This window comes from Brevundimonas vesicularis (assembly GCF_032067225.1).
In the GTDB taxonomy this organism is placed as follows: Bacteria; Pseudomonadota; Alphaproteobacteria; order Caulobacterales; family Caulobacteraceae; genus Brevundimonas; species Brevundimonas vesicularis_F.
This window is the reverse complement of the sequence record NZ_DAMBJX010000011.1, coordinates 25,898-49,485: the sequence shown is the minus strand read 5'-3', so window position 1 is coordinate 49,485 and position 23,588 is coordinate 25,898. Positions and strand designations below refer to the sequence as shown.

The following is a 23,588-nucleotide window of genomic DNA, read 5'->3' as shown; positions in this document are numbered from 1 at the left end:
GCACGGCTGAGCCGGGGGCAGGGGTTGAAAAAGAAGAGGGCCGGGCGCTGTCGCAGCGTCCGGCCATTTCTTCGTGCGGATCAGCGCAGCTTGATCTCGAACAGCTGCGGCCAGCGTTTGCCGGTGACGAACAGGCGTTTTCCCGCCGCGTCCCAGGCGATGCCGTTCAGGACATCGTCGTTGGGGTCGAGGTTCGCGCCCTCGGGGACCAGGGCGGTCAGGTCGATGAAGGCCTTGACCACGCCGGTCTCGGGATCGATGCGCGCGATGCGGTTGTCCTGCCAGATATTGGCGAAGACCTCTCCGTCGATCCATTCCAGTTCGTTGATCTGATCCAGCGGCCGGCCGTCGGCGGTGACGGAGACGCGGCCGGTCTCGGCCAGGGTTTCAGGGTCCAGAAAGCGCAGCTGATCGGTGCCGTCGCTCATGATCAGGCGGCGGCCGTCAGTGGTCAGGGCCCAGCCCTCGCCCGGATAGGAAAAGCCGCCTAGCGGCGAGAAGTCGTCCAGCTTCCAGATGAATCCGATGTGGTTGCGCCAGGTCAGGCTGTAGAGCTTGCCGTTCAGCGTGGTCATGCCCTCGCCGAAATAGATGGTCGGCAGGTCGCGCTGACGCTCCACGCGTCCGGTCTCCAGATCGACTTTGCGGATGAAGGACGGATACAGGCCCGTGCTCTCGTAAAGGCCGCCGTCGTGGAAGAAGAGACCTTCGGTGAAGGCCCCTGTGTCGTGGGGATAGGCCCGCACGACCTCGTAGGACTGGACCGGCACTTCGGCCCTGACCGGCAGGGCGACGCCTGTCGTCAGCAGCAGACCGGCGACAAGGCCGGCGAGCCGGGACGACAGGCGCATCATGAGCCTCAGCCCCGCTCGGCGGCGGCTTCGGCCTCGGCCTTCTGGGCGCGGGCCTCGGCGGCGTTCGCCTCGCTGCGGGCCAGTTCGGCCTTTTCCTTCTTGGATGCGGATTTGCGACCCAGCATGTTCAACGCCTCAACACCGGCCGAGAAGGCCATGGCCGCATAGATGTAGCCCTTGGGCACATGTTAGCCGAAGCCGTCGGCGATCAACACCATGCCGATCATCAGCAGGAAGCCAAGCGCCAGCATGACGACGCTGGGGTTCTTGTTGATGAAGTTGGCCAAAGGGTCGGCGGCCAGCAGCATGACGGTCACGGCGACCAGAACGGCGACGACCATGATCGGCAGGTGCTCGGTCATGCCGACGGCGGTCAGGATCGAATCGATCGAGAAGACGATGTCCAACAGGATGATCTGGAAGATGGCCGCGCCGGCGTTGGCGATGACCACGTCCTTCTTGTCCATGACGTCATGGCTGGGCGTCGGATCGACCGTGTGGTGGATTTCCTTGGTCGCCTTCCAGACCAGGAACAGACCACCCGCGATCAGGATCAGGTCCTTCCACGAGAATTCATTGCCCATGACGGTGAAGACCGGCTGCACCAGACCGACCAGCCAGGCGATGATCGACAGCAGGGCCAGACGCATGATCAGCGCCAAGCCGATACCGATGCGCCGCACCTTCTGCCGCTGATGCTCGGGCAGTTTGTTCGACAGAATTGAGATGAAGATCAGGTTGTCGATGCCGAGCACGACCTCCATCACGATGAGGGTCACCAATGCGGCCCAGGCGGCCGGATCGGAGAGCAGGGGGGTTATGCTGTCGAGCATGGGGTTTCCTGGTGGAGGATAAAGCTTGAGCGGAAAGCGCTAGGGCCGACGCAGGTTCCGATCAAGCGTTGGGGTGCGGCGTCATGGTCGCACCCCCCTGTCTGTAGGGGAGGGACCAGCGGCATTGCGATGGCTGAGCATCGTCTCCTCCCCATTTATGGGGAGGTGGCTCGAAGCGCAGCGAAGAGACGGAGGGGCTCTCCTTCGCATCCCCGGCGCCCGTGGGACTTGAAGAACCCCTCCACCGCTTCGCGGTCCCCCTCCCCACGCGTGGGGAGGAGACGAGATACCTCGTCGGTCCCCTGCGGCAACGGCGCGCCTTCACGCAATGTTGCGAGCGGCGAAACCCCGTGCTATCAGGCGCCCGGCTTGAAGGGGGCGTATTTACGGATACGGCCTCCGTCGTGCTTTCCGTAAGCATTTCAAGCTTTTGACCGTTGCGAGCCTCGCAGTCGGTTGCGACCCTGACACAACGACCTCGGACCCTAATCAGTGGCTGATGATTTCAGAACGACGGAAGTCGGCGATCGCTACGCACAGGCGCTGTTTGACCTGGCGCTGGAAACCGGCCGCCTGGACGCCGTCCGCGCCGACCTGAAGTCGCTGAGGGCGGCCTGGACCGAAAGCGCCGATCTGCGTCGCCTGGCCACCTCGCCCGTCATCGCCGCGCCGGACCAGGCCAAGGGTCTGGTGGCTATCGCCGCCAAGGCCAAGTTCGAGCAGACCACGACCAACTTCCTGGGTCTGCTGGGTCAGAACCATCGCGCCAAGGATCTGCCGGCCGTGATCGCCGGCTTCGAGGCGCGCTACGCCAAACACGCCGGCGTGGTCGCCGCCGAGGTCGTCTCGGCCCAGCCGCTGGACGCCAAACAGGTCGCCGCCATTACCGCCGCCCTGTCCAAGAGCCTGGGCAAGGCGCCGGAACTGACCGCGCGCGTCGATCCGTCGATTCTGGGCGGCCTGAAGGTCAAGGTCGGCTCGAAACTGTTCGACGCCTCGCTGAAAACCAAGCTCGACCAGATGAAGTTCGCCCTCAAGCGCGCCTAAACGCGCTCCCGCCACAACGAATGCGCGCCTGAACGGCGCACCCGCAGAAGACTGAAGAACAGAGAGCCCGTCATGGACATCCGCGCCGCTGAAATCTCGGCCATCCTCAAGTCGCAGATCGCCAACTTCGGCGTCGAAGCCGATGTCTCCGACGTCGGCAGCGTGCTGTCGGTCGGCGACGGCATCGCCCGCATCCACGGTCTGGACAATGTCCAGGCCGGTGAAATGGTCGAGTTCACCAAGGCCGGCGTGAAGGGCATGGCCCTGAACCTCGAGCGCGACAACGTGGGCGCCGTGATCTTCGGCGCCGACGCCGCCATCGCCGAGGGCGACGACGTTCGCCGCCTGGGCGAGATCGTGGACGTTCCGGTCGGCAAGGGTCTGCTGGGCCGCGTCGTCAACCCGCTGGGCGAGCCGATCGACGGCAAGGGTCCGATCCAGTTCACCGAGCGCCGCCGCGTGGACGTCAAGGCGCCCGGCATCATCCCGCGCAAGTCGGTTCACGAGCCGATGCAGACCGGCCTGAAGGCTATCGACACCCTGATCCCCGTCGGCCGCGGCCAGCGCGAGCTGATCATTGGTGACCGTCAGGTCGGCAAGACCGCCGTCGCCGTCGACACCATCCTGAACCAGAAGAACGTCAACAAGACCGACGACGAGAGCGCCAAGCTCTACTGCATCTACGTCGCCATCGGTCAAAAGCGTTCGACCGTCGCCCAGATCGTCAAGACCCTCGAAGAGTCGGGCGCGCTGGAATACACGATCGTTGTCGCCGCGACGGCGTCGGAACCGGCCCCGTTGCAGTTCCTGGCCCCGTTCGCCGGTACCGCCATGGGCGAGTTCTTCCGCGACAACGGCATGCATGCCCTGATCGTCTATGACGACCTGTCGAAACAGGCTGTTGCGTATCGCCAGATGTCGCTGCTGCTTCGCCGTCCGCCCGGCCGTGAAGCCTATCCCGGCGACGTCTTCTATCTGCACAGCCGCCTGCTGGAGCGTTCGGCCAAGCTGAACGAGGATTACGGTTCGGGCTCGATGACCGCCCTGCCGATCATCGAAACCCAGGCCAACGACGTTTCGGCCTACATCCCCACCAACGTCATCTCGATCACCGACGGCCAGATCTTCCTGGAATCGGACCTGTTCTATCAGGGCATCCGTCCGGCCGTGAACGTCGGCATCTCGGTGTCGCGCGTCGGCTCGTCGGCCCAGACCAAGGCGATGAAAAAGGTCGCCGGTTCGATCAAGGGCGAGCTGGCCCAGTATCGCGAGATGGCCGCCTTCGCCAAGTTCGGCTCGGACCTGGACGCCTCGACCCAGAAGCTGCTGGCGCGCGGCGCCCGTCTGACGGAACTGCTGAAGCAGCCGCAGTATTCGCCGCTGGCGATGGAAGAGCAGGTCGTCTCGGTCTACGCCGGCACGCGCGGTTACATCGATGGCATCGCAGTCGGCGACGTGGGCCGCTTCGAGAAGGAACTGCTGGCGCGCATCCACGCGAACCACGCCAGCCTGCTTGAAGGCATCCGCACCAAGAAGGACCTGACCTCGGACCTCGAAGCCGAGCTGAAGGACATCCTGGCCGCCTTCGTCAAGACCTTCGCCTGAACCCGTCTGGTAAGCTGAGAGAGTAAGCGCCGGATGGCCAGCCTCAAGGAAATGCGCAATCGGATCGGAAGCGTGAAAGCCACGCAGAAGATCACGAAAGCCATGCAGATGGTCGCCGCGGCCAAGCTGAAGCGCGCCCAGGATCAGGCCGAAAGCGCCCGGCCCTATGCGCAGAAGATGGCCTCGGTCATCGCCAATCTGGCCGCAGGCGTCTCGGGCGCCGACGCGCCCAAGATGCTGTCGGGCACCGGTCAGGACCAGCGTCACCTCATCGTGGTGGCGACGGCGGACAAGGGTCTGGCGGGCGGTTTCTCGACCAACGTCATCCGCGCCGCGCGCGAGCGGATCAACAGCCTGATCAACGCCGGCAAGGATGTGAAGATCATCGCTGTCGGCAAGAAGTCGCGCGATCAGCTGGCGCGTCTGTACGGCGACAAGGTGGTCCACACCTTCGAGCTGTCGGACCACAAGACGATCGGCCTGCCGTCGGCCCAGCCGGTCGCCGAGATGATCGCCACGGCGTTCGAAGAGGGTCAGGCCGATGTGGTCACCCTGTTCTACAGCCAGTTCAAGTCGGTGATCCAACAGGTCCCGACTGCAAAGCAGCTGATCCCGGCCGTGGTCGAGGGCGACGCCCAGCCGATCGACCTGAACGGCGCGGTCTATGAGTACGAGCCCTCGGAAGAGGAAATTCTGGAAACCCTGCTGCCGCGCGCGCTGACGACCCAGATCCTGGCCGCGCTGTATGAGAACCAAGCCGGCTTCTTCGGCTCGCAAATGGCGGCGATGGACAACGCCACACGCAATGCGGGCGACCTCATCAACGCCCTGACGCTGCAGTACAATCGCAAGCGCCAAGCCCAGATCACCACAGAGCTGATCGAGATCATCGCCGGCGCCGAAGCCCTCTGATCCCGACCGAACAGACATTCCGATACGGACCCTGACCATGACCGACACCGTCGCCGCCAAGAAACCCGCAGCCCGCAAGCCCGCCGCCAAGAAGGCCGCTCCGGACGCCGCTCCCGTCAACGCCGCCGGCACGGGCAAGATCGCCCAGGTCATCGGCGCCGTCGTCGACGTCGAGTTCGACGGCCACCTGCCGGCGATCCTGAACGCCCTGCACACCCAGAACATCGACCAGAAGACGGGCGAGCCCTTCACACTGGTTCTGGAAGTCGCCCAGCACCTGGGTGAGAACATGGTCCGCGCCATCTCGATGGACACGACCGAAGGCCTGACGCGCGGCCAGCCCGTGACCGACACCGGCTCGTCGATCCAGGCGCCGGTCGGCCCCGGCACCCTGGGCCGCATCATGAACGTTGTCGGCCAGCCGATCGACGAAGCTGGCCCAATAGCCACCACCGAATACCGCCCGATCCACAAGGAAGCGCCCAGCTTCGAAGAGCAGTCGACCTCGTCGGAAATCCTGGTCACGGGCATCAAGGTCATCGACCTGATGTGCCCCTACACCAAGGGCGGCAAGATCGGCCTGTTCGGCGGCGCCGGCGTGGGCAAGACCGTGACCATGCAGGAGCTGATCAACAACATCGCCAAGGCGTACGGCGGTTATTCGGTTCTGGCCGGCGTGGGCGAGCGCACCCGCGAAGGCAACGACCTGTATCACGAGATGATCGAGTCCAACGTGAACGTGGACCCGTCCAAGAACGGCGGCTCGACCGAGGGGTCCAAGTGCGCCCTGGTGTACGGCCAGATGAACGAGCCCCCCGGCGCCCGCGCTCGCGTCGCCCTGACCGGCCTGTCGATCGCGGAATACTTCCGTGACGAAGAAGGCAAGGACGTGCTGCTGTTCGTCGACAACATCTTCCGCTTCACGCAAGCCGGTTCGGAAGTGTCGGCTCTGCTGGGCCGCATCCCCTCGGCCGTGGGCTATCAGCCGACGCTGGCCACCGAGATGGGCAACCTGCAGGAGCGCATCACCTCGACCAAGAAGGGTTCGATCACCTCGGTCCAGGCCATCTACGTGCCCGCCGACGACCTGACCGACCCGGCGCCCGCCGCTTCGTTCGCCCACTTGGACGCGACGACGGTTTTGAGCCGCGACATCGCCGCCCAGGCCATCTTCCCAGCTGTTGACCCGCTGGACTCGACCTCGCGGATCATGGACCCGCTGGTCATCGGCGACGAACACTACAACGTCGCCCGTTCGGTTCAGGAAGTCCTGCAGCAGTACAAGGGCCTGAAGGACATCATCGCCATCCTGGGCATGGACGAGCTGTCGGAAGAGGACAAGCTGGTCGTCTCGCGCGCCCGCAAGATCCAGCGCTTCCTGTCGCAGCCCTTCTTCGTGGCCGAACAGTTCACCAACTCGCCCGGCAAGTTCGTCGAGCTGGCCGATACGATCCGCTCGTTCAAGGGCATCGTCGCCGGTGAATACGACCACCTGCCGGAAGCCGCCTTCTACATGGTCGGCTCCATCGAAGAGGCCGTCGCCAAGGCCGAGAAGATGGCGTCGGAAGCCTGATCATGGCCGGCAAGCTGAACTTCTCCCTCGTCTCGCCGGAACGCGAGGTCTTCTCGGGCCTCGTGGACCAGGTCGATGCACCGGGCGTCGAGGGCGACTTCGGCGTTCTGCCGGATCATGCGCCCTTCATGACCGCCCTGCGCGAGGGTCTGGTGACCGTCTATAACAATGGCTCGAAGACCCAATACGACGTCCACGGCGGCTTCGCCGACGTGAACGGCGAAGGCCTGACCATCCTAGCCGAACAGGCCACCGAGGTCGTTGCGGCCTGATCCGTCGAAGGATCGAACGATTTGAGGCCTCCCGTTTCGGCGGGAGGCCTTTTTCGTGGGCGGCGGGCGCGCTAGGACCGGCCCATGACCGATCTCATCGACATCCACGGCGTTTGCGCACCCGGCTATGAGGCCGTGCGCGAGGCGTTCGCCGCCAACTTCACCGAGGCTCCTGAGGGGCTGAATGAGCAGGCGGCGCGGTTCAGCGTACTGGTCGAGGGCGAGGCGGTCGTCGATCTGTGGGCGGGTCATGCGGATACGGCCAGGACGACGCCCTTCACCGACACCACCCTGACCTCTGTGTTTTCGACCGGCAAGGCGGTGATGGCCATCCTGATGGCGAGCGCGGTCGAGGCGGGTCAGATCGACTATGATCAAACGGTGGCCTCGCTGTGGCCCGAGTTCGGCGCGGCGGGCAAGGCGGAGGTCACCGTCGCCCAGTTGATGAGCCACCAGTCGGGCCTGCCGGGCTTTTCCGAGGCGGTCGATCCGACGATTTGGTTCGATGTGTCCGCGGTGCTGGCGCGTCTGGCGGCCCAAGCGCCGATGTGGGCGCCGGGTTCAGCTTCCGGCTATCACCCGATCACCGTCGGCTATCTGGCCAATGAGCTCTATCGCCGCGCGACCGGCCGGACGATGGGCCAGGCGCTGCGCCAGGACTTCGCGGAGCTGGACCTGTGGATCGGCCTGCCGGAAAGCGAGCATGGACGGGTGGCGCAGATGCGCAAACCCACGGCGGCGCCCAGCCTGGGGACCATCGATCCGATCAAACAGGCGGCCTTCCTGGATCGCGGCTCGGCGCCGGGCGGGCGCGGTTCGGCGGCCTGGCGCGAGATGGAGATTCCGTCGGCCAATCTGCACGGTACGGCCTTGGGGCTGGCGAAGATGCTGGGCGTGGTCGCCAATGGCGGCGTGCTGGACGGCCGGTCGGTGCTGTCGGCGGGAACGCTGGATCAGCTGACGCGCGAGCGCATCCACGGGCCGGACAAGGTGTTGCCCTATACGATCAGCTGGGCGGCCGGTCTGATGCGCAATGACGGACTGAAGGTGTTCGGGCCGAACGAAGCCTTCGGCCATTATGGCTGGGGCGGGTCGATGGCCATGGCCGATCCGTCGCGAAAGCTGTCGGCGGCCTATGTCATGACGCGCCAGTCGCCGCACCTGATCGGCGACCCCCGGCCCAAGCGATTGCTGGACGCGCTTTACGCCGCCTTCTGAACCGGGCCGGGCGCGGTGAGCAGGCCGATCAGGCCGGCCAAGCCCGCGCAGCCGGCGCACGTCAGGATCACGGCCCGAAACGCCGCGTGGAAGGCGTCGCGGACGATGGGCGTGATCTCGGCGCCCGACATGACCTGGGCCAGCTGGGCGCGGGCGTCAGGCAGATTGGCGACCCCGGCGAAGACCGCAGACAGCACCAGGCCTAGGAGGGCGACAGCCAGAAGGCTAGCCACGCGCGCCACTGCATTGTTGACGCCTGACGCCACGCCGGTGTGGCCCGCCTTGACGGCCCCCATCACCGTCGCCGTCAGCGGCCCGACCGCCAGGGTCATGCCGATCGCCAGCACCGTCATCCCCGCCAGCGGTCCGTCGACATAGCCGGCGCCCGGCGCAGGCACGGCGAGGAGCGCCAGTCCGATCCCGGCCAGGGCCGGACCGACGCTGAGCGACAGACGCGCGCCGAACCGATCGGCGACCCGTCCAGCGAGGCCGGAAAACAGGCCCATGACGGCGGCGAAGGGCAGCATGGCGGCGCCGGCCTCGGTCGCGCTCCAGCCGTGAACCCGGATCAGATCGAAAGGCAGGAAGAACATCGCCCCGCCTAGCGCGAAATAGAGCAGTAGGGTCAGCAGATTGATCCCGCTGAATACGGAAGACGAAAACAGGCCCAGCGGCATCATCGGGTGGTTCTGGCGGGCCTCGGCCCAGACGAAGGCGACCAGCAGCGCCGCGCCCACGACCAGTCCGGCCAGGATGACGGGCGATGCGAACCCCAGATCGGGCGCGGCGGTCAGGGCCCAGGTCAGGGCGCCCAGTCCGGCGACGGCCAGAACCGCGCCCAGACCATCTAGACCGCGCGCGTCGGGATCGCGGCTCTCGGGCGTGGCGGCCAGGGTCACAAAGGCGGTCAGGATCGCCAGCGGGACGTTGATCCAGAAGATGGCGCGCCAGTCGGCGGCGTCGGCCAGCCATCCTCCGATCAGCGGCCCGACCATGCCGGTCAGGGCCCCGAACCCGGCCCAGGTTCCAAAGGCCTTACCGCGCTCCTCGGGCGGGAAGGTCGCGCCGATCACCGCCAGGGCGCCGGGCGTCAGCAGGGCCGCGCCGATACCCTGGATCGCCCGGCCGGCGACCAGAGCCTGAACGGTGGGGGCCAAGGCGCAGCCGATGGAGGCCAGGGCGAAGATCGCGACCCCGATCAGAAAGACCCGCCGACGGCCAAACCGATCGCCGGCCGCGCCGCCGATCAAAACCAGGGCGCCAAGCGTGAGCAGATAGGCGTTCGACACCCACTGGACCGCCGCCGTGCCGGCTGCGAGATCCCGCTGCACGGCGGGCAGGGCGACGCCCAGGGCCGAGCCGTCGATGAAGGTCAGGCTGGAGCCAAGCACCGTCGCGGCCAGCACCCAGCGTTTGCGCGCCGCGGACAGCGGATGGGCCGGATCGGCGGCGGCGTGGACCTGTCCGCGTTCGCAGGGGCCCGGTTGGGCGGTCGTCATGGCCTCGCCTCCGTGTGGGCGAAGGCTACGCCGGTTCCGCCGTGGTCTTCAACGCCTCGCGTGCGGCGCGGCTGCGATTGAAGGCGGCCAGGGCGAAGACGCCGGCGCCGGCCCAGATGAAGACGAAGGAGACGATCCGCAGCAGGGTCAGCGGCTCGCCGGTCGCGACGCCGCAGGCGAACTGCAGCGTCGGGGCCAGGAACTGGATGAAACCCACCGTGGACAGGGGCAGACGCCGCGCCGACCAGGCGAACAGCGCCAGCGGGATCACGGTCGCCGGGCCGTTCACCAGCGCCCAGATCAGGCCGGAGGACGAGGCGAACCCGACCGCCTGACCGTGGGTGGTCAACCAGGCCAGGAACACCGCGCCAATGGGCAGCAGCACCAGACATTCCACGAACAGACCGGTCTGGGCCGAGGCGGGCACGCGCTTTCGGATCACCGCATAGGCGCAGAAGGTGACGGCCAGGGTCAGGCCGATGATCGGCACATGGCCCAGGGCGATCGTCTGGATCACGACCCCGATGGCGGCCAGACCGATGGCGAGCGCGCTCCAGCGGTCGATCTTCTCGCGGAACAGCACGGCGCCGGCCGCCATGTTGAGCAGGGGATTGATATAGTAGCCGAGGCTGGCCTCCAGCGTCGCGTGATGCGTGGTGGCGAAGACGTAGAGGCTCCAGTTCGTGCCGATCAGCAGCGCGGACAGGGCCAGCCAGGGCAGGGTGCGCGGCGTGGCCAGCACCCGGCGCGCCTCGCCCCATTGCCCGGCCAGCAGCAGGACCAGGCCGGCAACGAAGACCGACCAGACCGCCCGGTGCGCCAGGATTTCGGGCGCGCCGAAGCCGTGCGCCGCCATCGCCATGAACAGCAGCGGCAGCAGTCCCCACAGGGTGTAGCAGGCGATGGCCGTGCCGACGGCGCGGCCGTCGGCAGGGGGTGCGTGGGCGTTCATGACGGTTGAGACCGCCTAGACCGTGATCGAACGATATCCAGACGACGACTTGATCACGCCGGTCTCGTCCAGAAGCTGGGCGATCTGGACGGCGTTCAGGGCGGCGCCCTTGCGCAGGTTGTCGGACACGACCCAAAGGTTCAGGCCGTTCTCGACGGTCGTGTCCTTGCGGATGCGGCTGACATAGACGGCGTGTTCGCTGGCCGCGTCGACGGGGGTGATATAGCCGTCGTGCTCCTGTTTATCGATGACCAGCACGCCCGGCGCCTCGCGCAGGATGGCGCGGGCCTCGTCGGGTTCGATGGGGCGGTCGAACTCCACATTCACGGCCTCGGAGTGACCCACGAAGACGGGCACGCGCACGCAGGTGACGGTGACCTTGATGTCGGGGTCCAGCATCTTGTGCGTCTCGTCCGACATCTTCTTCTCCTCGTCGGTGGAGCCGTCCTCGAGGAAGGAGCCGATGTAGGGGATGACGTTGAAGGCGATCTGTTTGGGGAACTTCTTGGGCGTGGCGTCGCCCAGGCCGTAGATGGCCTTGGTCTGGTTCCACAGCTCGTCCATGCCTTCCTTACCGGCGCCAGACACCGACTGATAGGTCGAGACCACGACCCGCTTGATCTTGGCCGCATCGTGCAGCGGCTTCAGCGCCGTCACCAACTGGATGGTCGAGCAATTGGGGTTGGCGATGATGTTCTTCTTGGTCGCGTCCTTGATGGCGTCCGGGTTCACCTCGGGCACGATCAGCGGCACGTCGGGGTCCTTGCGGAAGGCCGAGGAGTTGTCGATCACGATAGGACCGGCCTTTCCGATCTTTTCGGACCACTCCTTGGACACCGCGCCGCCGGCGGACATCAGGACGATATCGACCTTGGAGAAGTCGAACTGCTCTATGTCCTGGCATTTGATGGTCTTGTCGCCGAAGGAGACCTCGACGCCCTTTGACTTGCGCGAGGCGATGGCGTGGATTTCATCGACGGGGAATTCCAGCTCCTCGAGGATGTTCAGCATTTCGCGGCCCACATTGCCCGTGGCTCCGACGATGGCGACGCGATAACCCATGATGCTTGGTCCTTCGGACGCGCTACCGCTCGGCTCAGCGGAGCCTTGCTGCTTGAGCGCGATTTGGTGTGTGCTGTGCATTTAGGCGTTCGCAGCCGCGAAGCAATCGCTTTTCACTGTGCCGGGCTTTAAGCAGTCCTCCCATGACCTCCCGTATCCGCGACGCCTACGACATCCGCGTGGAAGAGGGCGTGCTGACGCCCGATCCGGCGCAGGAGAGCGTGATCACGGCGCTGGAGCGGCTGGAGGTCGATCTGGCCAAACGCGGCCTGTTCGGCCGGGCGCCGGAGGTGCGGGGCGTCTATCTCTACGGCCCGCCCGGACGCGGCAAGTCGATGCTGATGGACCTGTTCTATTCGGCGACGCCCGAACCGCGAAAGATGCGCGCGCACTTTCACGCCTTCATGGCCCGCATCCATGACCTGGTGAAACAGTGGCGCGAGGGGGATGCGAAGACCCGCAAGGCCGTGTTCGGAACCCATAGGGGCGACGACCCCATCCCGCCGATCGCAAAGCTGATCGCGTCGGAAGCCCGGCTGCTGTGTTTCGACGAACTGCAGGTCACCGACATCGCCGACGCCATGATCCTGGGCCGGTTGTTCGAAGCCCTGTTCGAGGATCGGGTGGTGCTGGCCATCACCTCGAACCGCGCGCCGGAGGACCTCTACAAGAACGGCATCAACCGTCAGCTCTTCCTGCCCTTCATCGACATCATCCGCGAGCGCTGCGTGGTCGTGGAGACGGCCGGGGCGCGCGACTGGCGGTTGGACCGGATGACCTCGGCCCAGGTCTGGCACACGCCGGACGACCGTGCGGCGTTCGAGGCGTTATGGCGCGAGCTGAAGGGGGGCGAGCCGGAAGAACCGGCGCACCTGGCCGTGCTGGGCCGCGACGTGGTGGTGGAGCGCACCGTTGGGTCGATGGCGCGGGCGACGTTTAATGACCTGTGCAGCAAGCCGCTGGGGCCGCAGGATTATCTGGCCATCGCCCAGCGGTTCCACACCCTGTTCCTGGAGGACGTGCCGATCCTGAGTTCGGCCAACCACCACGAGGCGCGGCGTCTGGTGACCCTGGTGGACGCCCTCTATGAGGCCAAGACCAAGCTGATCGTGCTGGCGGCGGCCAAGCCGGAAGCCCTCTATACCGAAGGGGTGGGGGCGTTCGAGTTTGAGCGCACCGTGTCGCGCTTCAACGAAATGCAGAGCAAGGACTGGCTGGCGCATGTCCGCGACTGACGGTTAGGGTAAGGGCTGACCCTCGGAGTGTTTCCATGCGCCGTCTCGCCCTCGCTGCCGCCCTTTCTTTGACCTTATCGCCGCTGACGGCGGCAGGAGCGTTCGCCCAGACGGCGCCGGCTGCGGCCAGTCGCGGGCTGACGCCGGGCGAGGTCGCGACGTGGATCACCGGGCTGGGCGGGCGGGTCGGGCCGATGCAGACCGAGAACGGCCTGACCTTCTTCACCGTGACCAATGCGGGCCTGACCTGGGCGGTCTTCTTCTACGGCTGCGAGGCGTCGGGCTGCGGCGAGGTTCAGTTCAGCGCCGTTGTGCCCGGGGCCGGGGCGACGCTGGACAAGGTGAACGTCTGGAACCGCGACAACCGCTATCTGAAGGCCTTCCACACCGCCGCTGAAACGCCGACGGCGACGGTGCAGTACGATGTCGTCGTGCTGTCGGGCGAAGGCGTGGCGCAGCTGGCGGACCCGCTGACGGTTTGGCTGCAACTGCTGCCCAAGTTTGCGGCAGGCATGGGCTGCGTCCCGCCGCAATGATGTCCCTCTCCCAACGGGAGAAGTGAAAAGAAAAAGGGCCTGCGGATCGCTCCGCAGGCCCTTCGTCATTCGATCGTCGCGTGGCTTATGCCAGCGAGGAATCGATGTCCTTGCAGGCTTGCAGCAGGCCTTGGACCGAGGCGACGGACTTTTCGAACATCGCCTTTTCTTCGTCGTTGGTGGTGAACTCGACGATCTTCTCGACGCCGCCGGCGCCGATCAGGGCGGGAACGCCGACGTAGAGGTCCGACAGACCGTATTCGCCCGACAGCCAGACGGCGCAGGGCAGGACGCGCTTCTGGTCCAGCAGGTAGGACTTGGCCATGGCGATGGCGGATTCCGCCGGGGCGTAGAAGGCCGATCCGGTCTTCAGCAGGGCCACGATCTCGCCGCCGCCCTTGCGGGTGCGCTCGACGATGGCGTCCAGTTCGTCCTGCGACAGGAAGCCGGCGGCGACGGCGTCCGGCAGGGGCAGGCCGCCGACGGTCGAGTGGCGCACCATCGGCACCATATCGTCGCCGTGACCGCCCAGCGTCCAGGCGTGGATGTCCTGCACCGACACGCCGGTCTTTTCAGCCAGGAAGTAGGCGAAGCGGGCCGAGTCCAGCACGCCGGCCATGCCGACGACCTTCTCCTTGGGCAGACCCGAGAACTTCTGCAGGGCCCAGACCATGGCGTCGAGCGGGTTGGTGATGCAGATGACGAAGGCGTTGGGGGCGTGGGCCTTGATGCCTTCGCCGACGGCCTTCATGACCTTCAGGTTGATGCCGATCAGGTCGTCGCGGCTCATGCCCGGCTTGCGCGGCACGCCGGCGGTGACGATGCAGACGTCGGCGCCCGCGATGTCGGCATAGTCGTTGGCGCCCTTCAGGGCCACGTCCTGGCCGAAGACGGCCGAGGCCTCGGCGATGTCCAGCGCCTTGCCCTGCGGGGTGCCTTCGGCGATGTCGAACAGGATCACGTCGCCCAGGGCTTCGCGCGCGGCCACGTGGGCCAGGGTTCCGCCGATCATGCCGGCGCCGATAAGGGCGATCTTCGCGCGAGCCATGGATGTCTCCGTTTATTGCGTGTGCGAAATGGGGATTAATCGTGCGGGCGGTCTAGACCCCTCGCGCGGCTGTCGCAAGAACCTCGCTTTACGGCCTTGGTCAGGCTTGCGAAGGTCCGGCGACAACCGGAGGATTTCGATGCGCCGTTCATTCGCTTTCGCCCTGCTGCTGGCCTCGATCGCCACGCCTGTGCTGGCCCAGACGCCGCCCGCGACCATCGGCGACCGCTATATCCCGGCGCCCTGGTGGATGCGCGATCCGGTCATCGCCTCCGTCGGCCAGGTGCGGGTGGAGATTCAAGCCAACCGCGCCTTCGTTTCGGCCAGCTTCCAGTCGGTGGACCGCAGCGTCGCCGAGGCCTCGCGCGCCGCCGCCGATCAATTTCGGGCGCTGAGCCAGGCGTTGTCGGCCTATGGGGCGGACAAGGTGCGCGTCGAGACCAGCGTCACCACCCGGCCGCTCTATGACCAGTACCGCGACGAAAACGGGGTGATGCGCGACAACACCCGCGCGGACCGCGTGGCCCGCTATCAGGCCGACGCCTCGGTCAGCGTGACGGTGCGCGATGTGCGCCTGATCGAGCGGGTCTATGCGACCATCGTGGCTTCGCGTCCGACCTCGATCGGACAAGTCAATTTCAACCTGGACCCCGACAACAGCTGGAAGGCCAATCTGCAGGCCGAGGCGATGAAGGATGCGCGACGCCGGGCCGAGGCGGCGGCGACCAACGCCGGCGCGACCTTGGGCCGGGTCAAGATCATCGATCCGTCGGGCCGAGTCTGCCAGACGGACGTGCTGGCCGGCTGGCCGTCCTATGCCGCAGGGGGCGTGGGCCAGGAAACGACGGTGGACGACATCGTGGTGACGGGCTCGCGCTCGCAAGCGCGCATGGAATATGCCGCGCCGCCAGCTCCGCCCCCTCCGCCCGGAGGCGGGGCGCCGAGCGAGGCCCAGATCGAGGCGGCTCGGCTGGCGCTGCAACCGCCGTTGCAGGTGATGACCGACAGCGCCTGCGTCATCTACGGACTGAATTGATGGGGTTTTCCGTTGCGCCCGCCTTCGAGGCGGGATCGATCGCCGCTGCCGAATGGCCGCTGTGCCATGTGCGGCTTCAGGACGACGCCCGCTTTCCCTGGCTGATCCTGATCCCGCGCGTCGAGGGGGCGGTGGAGTTGGAAGACCTCAGCGTCGAACAGCGGGCCATGTTGATGGAGGAGACGGTGCGGGCCGGGGCGCTGGTTCGGCGGCTGGGCGCGGTCGAAAAGATGAATGTCGGCGCCATCGGCAATGTGACGGCGCAACTGCATGTCCATGTGGTCGGCCGCCGCCGCGACGACGGTCTCTGGCCCGATCCGGTCTGGGGTCGCGGTCCTGTTGTTCCGTATGCGGACGATGAGCGTACGTGGCGGCTGGCGATCGTCGCCGGCGGCTAGATGATATCCAGCGGCACGGCGTGTTTCGGGGGCGGGAAGGCCGCATCAAGCCGTTCCAGGTCCTCCAGGTCGAACTGGATGTCCAGGGCGTCGGCGTTGGCTTCGACGTGTTCGATCGAACTGGCCTTGGGGATGGCGATGACGCCGTCGTGGCGCGGGACGGCGGCCAGCGCCACCTGGGCCGGGCTGGCGGAATGGCGATTGGCGATGTCGCGGATCAGGGGCTGCTCCAGCAGTTCACCGCGCCCAAGCGGCGAATAGGCCATCATCGGCATGTCGCGCGCCTGCATCCACGGGAAGAGGTCGAACTCCACCCCGCGCGAGGCGAGATTGTAGAGCAGCTGGTTGGCGGCGCAGTCCTCGCCCCCCTCGATCTCCATCAACTGCTCCATGGCGCGCAGATCCAGGTTCGACACGCCCCAGCGGGCGATCATCCCTTCGTCGACCAGATCGCGGAAGGCCTCGACGGTCTCTTCCAGCGGCACATGGCCTTCCCAGTGCAGCAGATAGAGGTCCAGCCGCTCGACGCCCAGCCGTTCCAGCGACTTCTCGCAGGCCAGCATCATCTTCATTTCCGACGCATTCTCAGGCCGGACCTTGGAGACCAAAAAGACCTCATCGCGGCGTCCGGCGATGACCTCGCCCACCAGACGTTCCGAGCGGCCGTCGCCATACAGTTCAGCCGTGTCGATCAGGGTCATGCCCAGGTCGATGCCGCGCGCCAGAGCCTGCTGCTCCTCATCGCGCCAGGCCGCGTCGTCGCCCAGCTCCCAGGTGCCTTGGCCGAGGGCGGGAACGGTCGTACCGTCCGCAAAGGTGACGAGGCGGGTCATGTCCGTCCTGACGATAATGAGCGGCGAAGACGCCGTCGGAGGAAGCGATGCGAACCCGGCATATCAAGACCGACGGTCTGGTCCAACAGGTTCTGGAGGCCGGGTTCGAGGATGACAACGCGCCGCTGGTCCTGCTGATCCACGGCTTTCCCGAACTAGGGATCAGCTGGCGCGCCCAGGTCGAGGCGATGTCGCAGGCGGGCTATCATGTCGTCGCCCCGGACATGCGGGGCTATGGCGGGACGGACAAGCCGGCGGGGGTGGAGGCCTACTCGATCCTGCATCTGGTCGGGGACATGGTCGATCTGATCCGCGCGCTGGGCAAAGGGCCTTGCGTCGTCGTCGGGCATGACTGGGGCGCGCCGGTGGCCTGGCACTGCGCCCTGCTGCGGCCGGATTTGTTCACGGCGGTGGCGGGTCTGTCGGTGCCGTTCCAGCCGCGCCGGCCAAAAGGCCCGCCCACGGCCGCCATGGCCGCCATCTCCAAACGGGTCGGGCTGGGCGACCTCTACATCAGCCGCTTCCAGGCGCCGGACGCGCACCGCGCGCTGGACGCCGATCCGGCGACGGCGCTGAGGAAACTGTTTTACGCCTATGACGGCGCGACCCCCGCCGATCGCAGATCGACCGGCTTCATGCCCGAAGGCGTGGCCTTGCTGGACACTATCTCTGACGACGCGACCCTGCCGCCGTGGATGAGCGAGGCGCATTTCGACGAATATGTGCAGGCCTTTTCGGCGGGCGGGTTCGAAGGGCCGCTGAACTGGTATCGGGCGATGGACCTGAACTGGTCGCTGACGGCCTTTGTGCAGCACCAGCAGATCACCCCGCCCGCCCTGTTCATCGTCGGCGAGGACGACCCGGTCCGCCACTACGCCGGCGGGAATGAGGCGAGCCTGAAGGACTGGGCGCCGAACCTGATCCGCTCGGTCGTCGTGCCGGGCGCGGGTCACTGGATCCAGCAGGAACGGGCGGATGAGATCAACCGCCTGCTGCTGGCTTTCCTGAAGGGCCTCTAGGCCGCCTGCTTCGTCGCCATCTGATCACGCACCTCGGCCACGATCTCCAGGCTGCGGATGCGGGCGGCGTTGTCGAACATCATGCCGGTGACCATCAGTTCGTCCACGCCGGTCAGGGCGATGAAGTCGGTCAGCTGGCGCTTCACCGTCTCCGGGCCGCCGATGGCGGAATAGAGCAGCCGGCCCTTGGCGCCCGCGATCTGCTGCGGCGTCAGGATCGCGGCGATGTCATCGACGGGCGGCGGCAGCTTACCCGGCTTGCCGGTCGAGAGGCGAGCGAAGCTCTGCTGCATCGAGGTGGACAGGCGCACGCCCTCAGCGTCGGTATCGGCGGCGAAGACATTGATCGCGGCCATGGCGTGGGGCTTCGCCAAGCGGTCCGAGGGGACGAACTCGCGGCGATACAGGGCTAGGGCTTCCAGCAGCAGTTCGGGCGCGAAATGGCTGGCGAAGGCGTAGGGCAGGCCCAGCTGGCCGGCGAGCTGGGCGCTGAACAGGCTGGAGCCCAACAGCCAGATCGGGACGCGCAGGCCTGCGCCGGGCACTGCGCGGACGGGCTGGTTCTCAGACGCCGGTTCGAACCACTGAATCAGTTCGACGACGTCGCGTGGAAACTGGTCGGCGCCTTCGAAATAGCGCCGTAGCGCGCGGGCGGTCGCACCGTCCGTGCCGGGCGCGCGGCCCAGGCCGAGATCGATCCGGCCAGGGAACAGGGTCTCCAGCGTGCCGAACTGTTCGGCGACGACCAGGGGCGCATGGTTGGGCAGCATGACGCCGCCGGAGCCGACGCGGATGCGCTCGGTCCCTGCCGCGACATGGCCGATGACTATGGTGGTCGCGGCGCTGGCGATGCCGGGCATATTGTGATGTTCGGCCAGCCAGAACCGCTCATAGCCGAGCCGGTCGGCGGCCTGGGCCAGGGTCAGGGTTTCATCCAGGCCGCGTCGGGCGTCGCCGCCTTCGACGATGGGGGAGAGGTCGAGAACTGAAAACGGGATCATGACGCCTAGATCGGGTCTGTCCCTCGGGGTTCAAGGGCGAGGGTCTGGAACCGCAACCGGATCAGGCGCTTTAAACTCATCTCGACGAACGGAGACTGCGTCATGACCGACACCGATCCCACCAAGCCCGAAGCGGATTGCGACGACGCCCGCGAAGCCGCCGACATGGGCGAGAAGCCGGATCTGGGTCACAAGGCGGATACGCTGATCGACGCGCTGGACGGCAGCGATTCGGGATCGGACACGCGGGCAGGCTCGCTGCGCGGCGGGTCGGCAGCAGGCACGGATGACGACCCGGATTCGGCCAAGATCAATGCACGTTTGGCCGAAGAAGAGTCGGCCGGTAAAGGCGCGGCGGATCAGGACGACGCCGCCGACTGAGCGGGCGCCTTGTCGCCGCCGCAACCATGCGCCACGGTGGCGCTCTGACCCTCTCGGTCCAAGGACGATCTCTCGATGACGCTTCGCTTGGCGGTCTCCGCCGTCGTGGTTCTGTTTTGCCTCGCAGGATGTGATCGCTCGGCCCAACCGGTCGAGGCCAAGGCTGCGCCCGAAGCGTCGGCGCCGGTCGTCGCTGATGCGGCACCTTCAGCAGCCGAAGCGCCCGCCGTCGTAGGGGGGGCTGCGCCCGCCGCCGCCGACGGCGCGCCGTCCTTTGCGGTCCTCTATCCCGGCGCACAGGTGGACGGCCAGCCGCTGGCTGCTGGCGGCGAGGCCGGGCCGGGCGGCCTGGTCACCTTCACCACGACCGCTTCGCCGGACGATGTCGTCGCCTTCTATCGCGAGCGCGCCGAGAAGGCGGGCCTGCGCTCCGTCGCCGGAATGAACCAGGGCGACACACGCGCCTATGGCGCGGCGGCGGACGCTGTGAACGGCGCCTCGTTGCAGGTCGTCGCCACGCCGACCGAGTCCGGCGAGACCTCGGTCCAGCTTGGCTGGAGCGCTGGTCAGTGAAACGGGTCGCCGCCCTGGGTGCGGCGACGGCGATCCTGCTGGCCGGTGGGTGCGCAGGGGCGCCGAAGGCGGACGGCGCGATACCAACAACGGGCTTTCTAGGCGATGAGGCAATCGCCCAACTAACGGATGCGGTCCCGCCAGCTCCGGCCCCGGGGTCCGTCACGGACCTGGCGGACAAGGCGGCCTCGGCGCGGTTTGTGGCGCTGGAAGACGGCGACCGATGGCTGCTGGCGACCGCCCATGCCGAGCTGCGCCCGCCCCTGGCCCTGCAACATTTCGACTGCGCCCTGGGCGTGCGGCTGGGGTCGGCCGAGACGCCGGCGCTGGACCGGTTGATGGCGCGGATCTTCCATGATGCGAACAGTGCGGCCGAACGCGTCAAGGCGCGTCAGGCGCGGCTGCGGCCGGTCGGCGACGATCCCGATCGCCGCGCCTGCCAGACCCTGACGCCGTCGGCGCGACGCAGCGCCTCCTATCCCTCCGGCAGCGCGGCGGTCGCGACGGCCTATGGCGAGGCCTTTGCGGCCCTTGAGCCGGACCGGGCCGAGGCCGTGCGCCGGATCGGCCACGAGATCGGCGTCAGCCGCCTGGTCTGCGCCATGCACTATCCGACCGATGTCGCGGTCGGCGAACAGATCGGGCGGGATGTTGCGGCCAGGGCCGTCGCCACCCCGGCCTTCCAGGCGGACATGGCGGCGGCGCGGGCGGAGTTGGCGGCCGCGCGTCGCAGCGGCCTGACCAATCCCGGCTGCGCGGCCGAGCGCGCGGCCTTGGCGATCCCTCTGCAATGATATGACGGCGGCGCTGGCTCTCGCTCTCCTGACCTTCCAGGCGCCGGCCGACCGGCCGTGCACGCCGCAAGAGGTGGCGGCGCTGACGGCGCCATCGACGCAGCCGTATCGCCTGACGTGCCAAGCCGATCTGTCAGGCGTCGATATTCGCCGCCGCGTGCTGATCGAGGGCGCGGAAGGCTCAGGCGCGTCACTGGATTGCGGCGGCGGGACCATCCGCGCGCCGGGCCCGGCGACGACCGCCGCCCCGACCCTCGCCGTCTGGTCTCGCCGCGAGGGCGATCGGTGGTCGCGGCCGGTCGATGTGACGATCCGAAACTGCACCGTCGTCGGCAATGTGCGGATCTGGGGCATGGGAGCGGGCGGGTCGATGCGCGACCTGCTGGCCTCGTCACGCACCGCCGGACACACGCAAGCGGCCCAGTCCGCCGCGCCGATCCGCGTCACCCTGGACCGGGTTCGATTCGAGGGCGTGGGGACCATTCCCCTGTATGTCGGACCCGGAGTGACGCGCACCACAGTGACGCGATCCCGTTTTGTGGGCCGTTCGACCTCGACCGCCGTCTATCTGGACGCCGAGAGCGCAGGCGCGCTGATCCAGGACAACGATTTCGATATTCGCACCGGGCGTGAGCTGATCGCGGTGGACGGGTCGGGCGCCAACCGCATCGTCGGCAATCGGTTGGCGTTGCACGGCAAGGGCGGGGTGTTTCTGTACCGCAATTGCGGCGAGGACGGCGTGATCCGCCACCAGACGCCGTCGTATAATCAGATTACGGACAATCTGTTCACCGGCGCGGGCTGGCTGAGGCCACGCGCGGTTGTGATCGGGTCGCGCGAGGGCGGGCGACGCTACTGCGGCGACGATCGCGGCTGGCCGTTCGGGTCCAGCGCGGACGACGGCGACGGGGCCACGGGCAATCTGGCGGCCCGAAACGTCGTGCGACGCTGATCGGACGCCTTGCGCAGAGCGGTGGTTCGGGGCTGATTGCGGGACAGAGCGATCGGGGGATTAGATATGCGGTGGGTGTTGTTTCTGGCGTCCCTTGTGGCGGCCCTCGGCTTGGCGGTGCTGACCGCGCAGACGCCCAAACCCCTGCCCGCTTCGACGCCTACGGTTCAGTTCTCGGCCGGGCGCGCCATGATGGACGTGAACCGGATCGCACGAGCGCCGCATCCGGTCGGCTCGGCCGAGCATCGGCAGGTTCAGACCTATCTGGTCCAAAGGCTGACGGCGCTGGGGCTTCAGCCCAGCCTGCAGACCGGCGCCCTGTCGCCCGCCGCCGTCGCGCGGCTCGAGCGGGAGGGCGGAAGCGCGGGCGGCGTCCAGGCCGTCAATATCGTCGGCGTCCTGCCGGGACGTGACCCCGGCCTGCCCGCCGTCGCCATTATGGCGCATTACGACACCTCGCCGACCTCGCCGGGCGCTGCCGACGACACGTCCGGGGTGGCCGCCATTCTGGAGGCCGTGCGCGCGATCAAGGCGCGGGGCGGGGCCGAGCGGACGATGGTGGTCCTGTTTACCGACGCCGAGGAGCTGAATCTGGACGGGGCGCGGGCCTTTTTCAGCGAACATCCGCTGCGCGACGACATCGGCGCGGTGATCAATCTGGAGGCGCGGGGCGGCGGCGGGCGCGCCATGATGTTCGAGACCGGACCCGGCAACGCCCAGACCATCGCCCGCTATGCTCAGGCGACCCAGAGGGCGACGGGCGGGCCGTCCAGCAACGCCCTGGCCATCTTCGTCTATCGGCTGATGCCCAATGGCACGGACTTCACTGTGGCGGCGGATCGCAAGCTGGCGGGGATCAATCTGGCCTTCATCGGGCGCCCGGCGCAGTACCACGCGCCGTCTTCGACGCCGCAGGCGCTGGATCAGGGCAGCGTGCAGCATATCGGCTCCCAGGCGTTGGAAATGGCCGATGACCTGTTGCGGGCGCCGACCCTGCCGCAGGCGACGCAGAACGCGGTCTATGCCGACGTCTTTGGCCTGTTCGTCGTGCAGCATTCGCCGGTGATCGGCTGGCTGCTGCTGACCGTGGGAGTCCTGGCGACGGCCTTCGCCGCCTGGGGCGCGCGCCATGCCACGGGCTTGCGGGCGACGTCGGTCGTGCGGGGCGCGGCGGATGGCCTGTGGCTGTTGACCAGCGCGGTGGTGGTGGGACAGGCCGTGCGCGTCCTGGCCGGGCCTATCGGCCGTCGCGTGGATTCGACCGACCTCTATTACACCTTGCTGCGCCGCCTTCCGGTCCTGGAAATTGCCGTGGCCCTGGCCATGCTGGCCCTGGTTTTGATGCTGACCGCAGGGCGACGCCTGATGGGCCGATGGGGCGCATCTGGAGTGATACTGGCGGCATTCGCGATTGCAGCGGCGCTGGGCGGTTTCAGCCTGCCGGTCGTGGGGGCGGCGGTGATTGCGCTGGCGGTCAGCCTGGCGAGGCCGAAACCGCAGGACGCAGACGCCGTCTGGGGCGGCTGGTTGGGGCTAATCATCCTGGTTTTGATCCTGGGCGGCGGGGTGCAGGCGGTGGCGCCGGAAGCCGCCGTTCTGCTGCTGTGGCCTGGTCTGATCGCCGCCCTGGCCGCCGCGTCGACGGCGGTGATCGGCGCCCGCTTCGGCTCGTGGGCATCCTTCGCACCCGCCGTCGTCGCCACAGCCCTGGTCGGCGGGTGGTTGCTGGTTCAGGGACACGGCGTCTTCCTGGGCGTCGGCATGGACATGCCTGGCGCAGTGGGGCCGATCGCCCTGATGATCGCGATGCTGGTCCGCCCGCTGGCGCCTCGATCGGGGCCGGCCTTGCCGATCTTCGCCGCCGCCAGCCTGGCGCTGGCAGTCGCCGTCGCCGTGGGGGCCAGGTTGGTCGCTTGACCCGGATGCGTTTGGCAGTCGTCCGCGCGATCAAAGCG

Annotated in this window: 23 protein-coding genes and 1 pseudogene; 16 read left to right on the top strand and 8 right to left on the bottom strand. The window is 67.3% G+C overall.

Going from position 1 to position 23,588, the window contains the following annotated elements; translation table 11 throughout:
- Nucleotides 1-80: 80 nt before the first annotated feature.
- On the bottom strand, nucleotides 81-854 hold the full coding sequence (locus RT123_RS04510) for a glutaminyl-peptide cyclotransferase (RefSeq protein ID WP_313008082.1): 774 nt from the start codon (nucleotides 852-854) through the stop codon (nucleotides 81-83).
- 5 nt (nucleotides 855-859) lie between these two features.
- A pseudogene (locus tag RT123_RS04505) lies at nucleotides 860-1,687 on the bottom strand (TerC family protein).
- Nucleotides 1,688-2,179: 492 nt separating this feature from the next.
- On the opposite strand from RT123_RS04505, the gene RT123_RS04500 reads away from it, so the two are divergent.
- The 6 genes from RT123_RS04500 to RT123_RS04475 all read left to right on the top strand — a co-directional run bounded on the left by RT123_RS04500 (nucleotide 2,180) and on the right by RT123_RS04475 (nucleotide 8,314).
- The gene (locus tag RT123_RS04500) at nucleotides 2,180-2,734 is read left to right on the top strand and encodes a F0F1 ATP synthase subunit delta (RefSeq protein ID WP_307512989.1); all 555 of its coding nucleotides are present in this window, start codon (nucleotides 2,180-2,182) and stop codon (nucleotides 2,732-2,734) included.
- Between the two features lie 72 nt (nucleotides 2,735-2,806).
- Nucleotides 2,807-4,339, top strand: a complete 1,533-nt coding sequence (gene atpA, locus RT123_RS04495; protein ID WP_055754289.1) for a F0F1 ATP synthase subunit alpha — start codon at nucleotides 2,807-2,809, stop codon at nucleotides 4,337-4,339.
- A gap of 33 nt (nucleotides 4,340-4,372) precedes the next feature.
- Complete coding sequence (locus RT123_RS04490; protein ID WP_066628192.1) at nucleotides 4,373-5,251, top strand: F0F1 ATP synthase subunit gamma; 879 nt, start codon at nucleotides 4,373-4,375, stop codon at nucleotides 5,249-5,251.
- A 37-nt stretch (nucleotides 5,252-5,288) separates the two neighbouring features.
- A complete protein-coding gene (gene atpD, locus RT123_RS04485; protein ID WP_313008081.1) occupies nucleotides 5,289-6,824 on the top strand; it encodes a F0F1 ATP synthase subunit beta in 1,536 nt (511 codons plus the stop codon).
- Nucleotides 6,825-6,826: 2 nt separating this feature from the next.
- Nucleotides 6,827-7,096, top strand: a complete 270-nt coding sequence (locus RT123_RS04480) for an ATP synthase F1 subunit epsilon (protein ID WP_039243854.1) — start codon at nucleotides 6,827-6,829, stop codon at nucleotides 7,094-7,096.
- Nucleotides 7,097-7,180: 84 nt separating this feature from the next.
- Nucleotides 7,181-8,314 carry a serine hydrolase domain-containing protein gene (locus RT123_RS04475; RefSeq protein WP_313008080.1) on the top strand — a complete coding sequence of 378 codons (1,134 nt, stop codon included), beginning with the start codon at nucleotides 7,181-7,183 and terminating at the stop codon, nucleotides 8,312-8,314.
- Here RT123_RS04475 and RT123_RS04470 read toward each other — a convergent pair.
- From RT123_RS04470 to RT123_RS04460, 3 genes are read right to left on the bottom strand one after another with little or no spacing between them, the layout of a single operon-like run.
- On the bottom strand, nucleotides 8,299-9,813 hold the full coding sequence (locus RT123_RS04470) for a DHA2 family efflux MFS transporter permease subunit (RefSeq protein WP_313008079.1): 1,515 nt from the start codon (nucleotides 9,811-9,813) through the stop codon (nucleotides 8,299-8,301). The two genes, RT123_RS04475 and RT123_RS04470, sit on opposite strands and share 16 nt — an antisense overlap.
- Nucleotides 9,814-9,838: 25 nt before the next feature.
- Complete coding sequence (gene rarD, locus RT123_RS04465; RefSeq protein WP_313008078.1) at nucleotides 9,839-10,765, bottom strand: EamA family transporter RarD; 927 nt, start codon at nucleotides 10,763-10,765, stop codon at nucleotides 9,839-9,841.
- Nucleotides 10,766-10,780: 15 nt separating this feature from the next.
- Entirely contained in the window at nucleotides 10,781-11,827 is a 1,047-nt protein-coding gene (locus RT123_RS04460) for an aspartate-semialdehyde dehydrogenase (protein ID WP_055807329.1), read from the bottom strand.
- A gap of 143 nt (nucleotides 11,828-11,970) precedes the next feature.
- Between RT123_RS04460 and zapE the strand changes: the two genes are divergently transcribed.
- Together zapE and RT123_RS04450 are read left to right on the top strand one after the other, a co-directional pair.
- Nucleotides 11,971-13,062: a cell division protein ZapE gene (gene zapE, locus RT123_RS04455; protein ID WP_313008077.1), complete on the top strand. Its 1,092-nt coding sequence runs from the start codon at nucleotides 11,971-11,973 to the stop codon at nucleotides 13,060-13,062.
- Nucleotides 13,063-13,097: 35 nt separating this feature from the next.
- Nucleotides 13,098-13,598: a YbjN domain-containing protein gene (locus tag RT123_RS04450; RefSeq protein ID WP_313008076.1), complete on the top strand. Its 501-nt coding sequence runs from the start codon at nucleotides 13,098-13,100 to the stop codon at nucleotides 13,596-13,598.
- An 85-nt stretch (nucleotides 13,599-13,683) separates the two neighbouring features.
- Here the strand turns inward: RT123_RS04450 and mdh are convergent, their stop codons facing one another.
- Entirely contained in the window at nucleotides 13,684-14,646 is a 963-nt protein-coding gene (gene mdh / locus RT123_RS04445) for a malate dehydrogenase (protein WP_045809972.1), read from the bottom strand.
- Between the two features lie 139 nt (nucleotides 14,647-14,785).
- Between mdh and RT123_RS04440 the strand changes: the two genes are divergently transcribed.
- Nucleotides 14,786-15,682, top strand: a complete 897-nt coding sequence (locus RT123_RS04440; RefSeq protein WP_313008074.1) for an SIMPL domain-containing protein — start codon at nucleotides 14,786-14,788, stop codon at nucleotides 15,680-15,682.
- Nucleotides 15,682-16,080, top strand: a complete 399-nt coding sequence (locus RT123_RS04435) for an HIT family protein (protein WP_313008073.1) — start codon at nucleotides 15,682-15,684, stop codon at nucleotides 16,078-16,080. The genes RT123_RS04440 and RT123_RS04435 overlap by 1 nt, the downstream gene beginning before the upstream one ends.
- Here RT123_RS04435 and RT123_RS04430 read toward each other — a convergent pair.
- The gene (locus tag RT123_RS04430) at nucleotides 16,077-16,913 is read right to left on the bottom strand and encodes an aldo/keto reductase (RefSeq protein ID WP_313008072.1); all 837 of its coding nucleotides are present in this window, start codon (nucleotides 16,911-16,913) and stop codon (nucleotides 16,077-16,079) included. The two genes, RT123_RS04435 and RT123_RS04430, sit on opposite strands and share 4 nt — an antisense overlap.
- Before the next feature lie 47 nt (nucleotides 16,914-16,960).
- On the opposite strand from RT123_RS04430, the gene RT123_RS04425 reads away from it, so the two are divergent.
- On the top strand, nucleotides 16,961-17,932 hold the full coding sequence (locus tag RT123_RS04425; RefSeq protein ID WP_313008071.1) for an alpha/beta hydrolase: 972 nt from the start codon (nucleotides 16,961-16,963) through the stop codon (nucleotides 17,930-17,932).
- On the opposite strand, the gene RT123_RS04420 is transcribed toward RT123_RS04425, so the two are convergent.
- Entirely contained in the window at nucleotides 17,929-18,933 is a 1,005-nt protein-coding gene (locus tag RT123_RS04420; protein WP_313008069.1) for an LLM class flavin-dependent oxidoreductase, read from the bottom strand. The two genes, RT123_RS04425 and RT123_RS04420, sit on opposite strands and share 4 nt — an antisense overlap.
- A 102-nt stretch (nucleotides 18,934-19,035) precedes the next feature.
- Between RT123_RS04420 and RT123_RS04415 the strand changes: the two genes are divergently transcribed.
- The 5 genes from RT123_RS04415 to RT123_RS04395 all read left to right on the top strand — a co-directional run bounded on the left by RT123_RS04415 (nucleotide 19,036) and on the right by RT123_RS04395 (nucleotide 23,550).
- The gene (locus tag RT123_RS04415; protein ID WP_313008067.1) at nucleotides 19,036-19,314 is read left to right on the top strand and encodes a ribonuclease; all 279 of its coding nucleotides are present in this window, start codon (nucleotides 19,036-19,038) and stop codon (nucleotides 19,312-19,314) included.
- Nucleotides 19,315-19,389: 75 nt separating this feature from the next.
- Nucleotides 19,390-19,887 (top strand): hypothetical protein, encoded by a 498-nt coding sequence (locus tag RT123_RS04410; RefSeq protein ID WP_313008066.1) that lies wholly within the window; start codon nucleotides 19,390-19,392, stop codon nucleotides 19,885-19,887.
- On the top strand, nucleotides 19,884-20,681 hold the full coding sequence (locus tag RT123_RS04405) for a phosphatase PAP2 family protein (RefSeq protein WP_313008064.1): 798 nt from the start codon (nucleotides 19,884-19,886) through the stop codon (nucleotides 20,679-20,681). The genes RT123_RS04410 and RT123_RS04405 overlap by 4 nt, the downstream gene beginning before the upstream one ends.
- A 1-nt stretch (nucleotide 20,682) precedes the next feature.
- On the top strand, nucleotides 20,683-21,633 hold the full coding sequence (locus RT123_RS04400) for a right-handed parallel beta-helix repeat-containing protein (RefSeq protein WP_313008063.1): 951 nt from the start codon (nucleotides 20,683-20,685) through the stop codon (nucleotides 21,631-21,633).
- A 66-nt stretch (nucleotides 21,634-21,699) separates the two neighbouring features.
- Nucleotides 21,700-23,550 carry a M20/M25/M40 family metallo-hydrolase gene (locus tag RT123_RS04395; protein WP_313008062.1) on the top strand — a complete coding sequence of 617 codons (1,851 nt, stop codon included), beginning with the start codon at nucleotides 21,700-21,702 and terminating at the stop codon, nucleotides 23,548-23,550.
- Nucleotides 23,551-23,588: the final 38 nt, after the last annotated feature.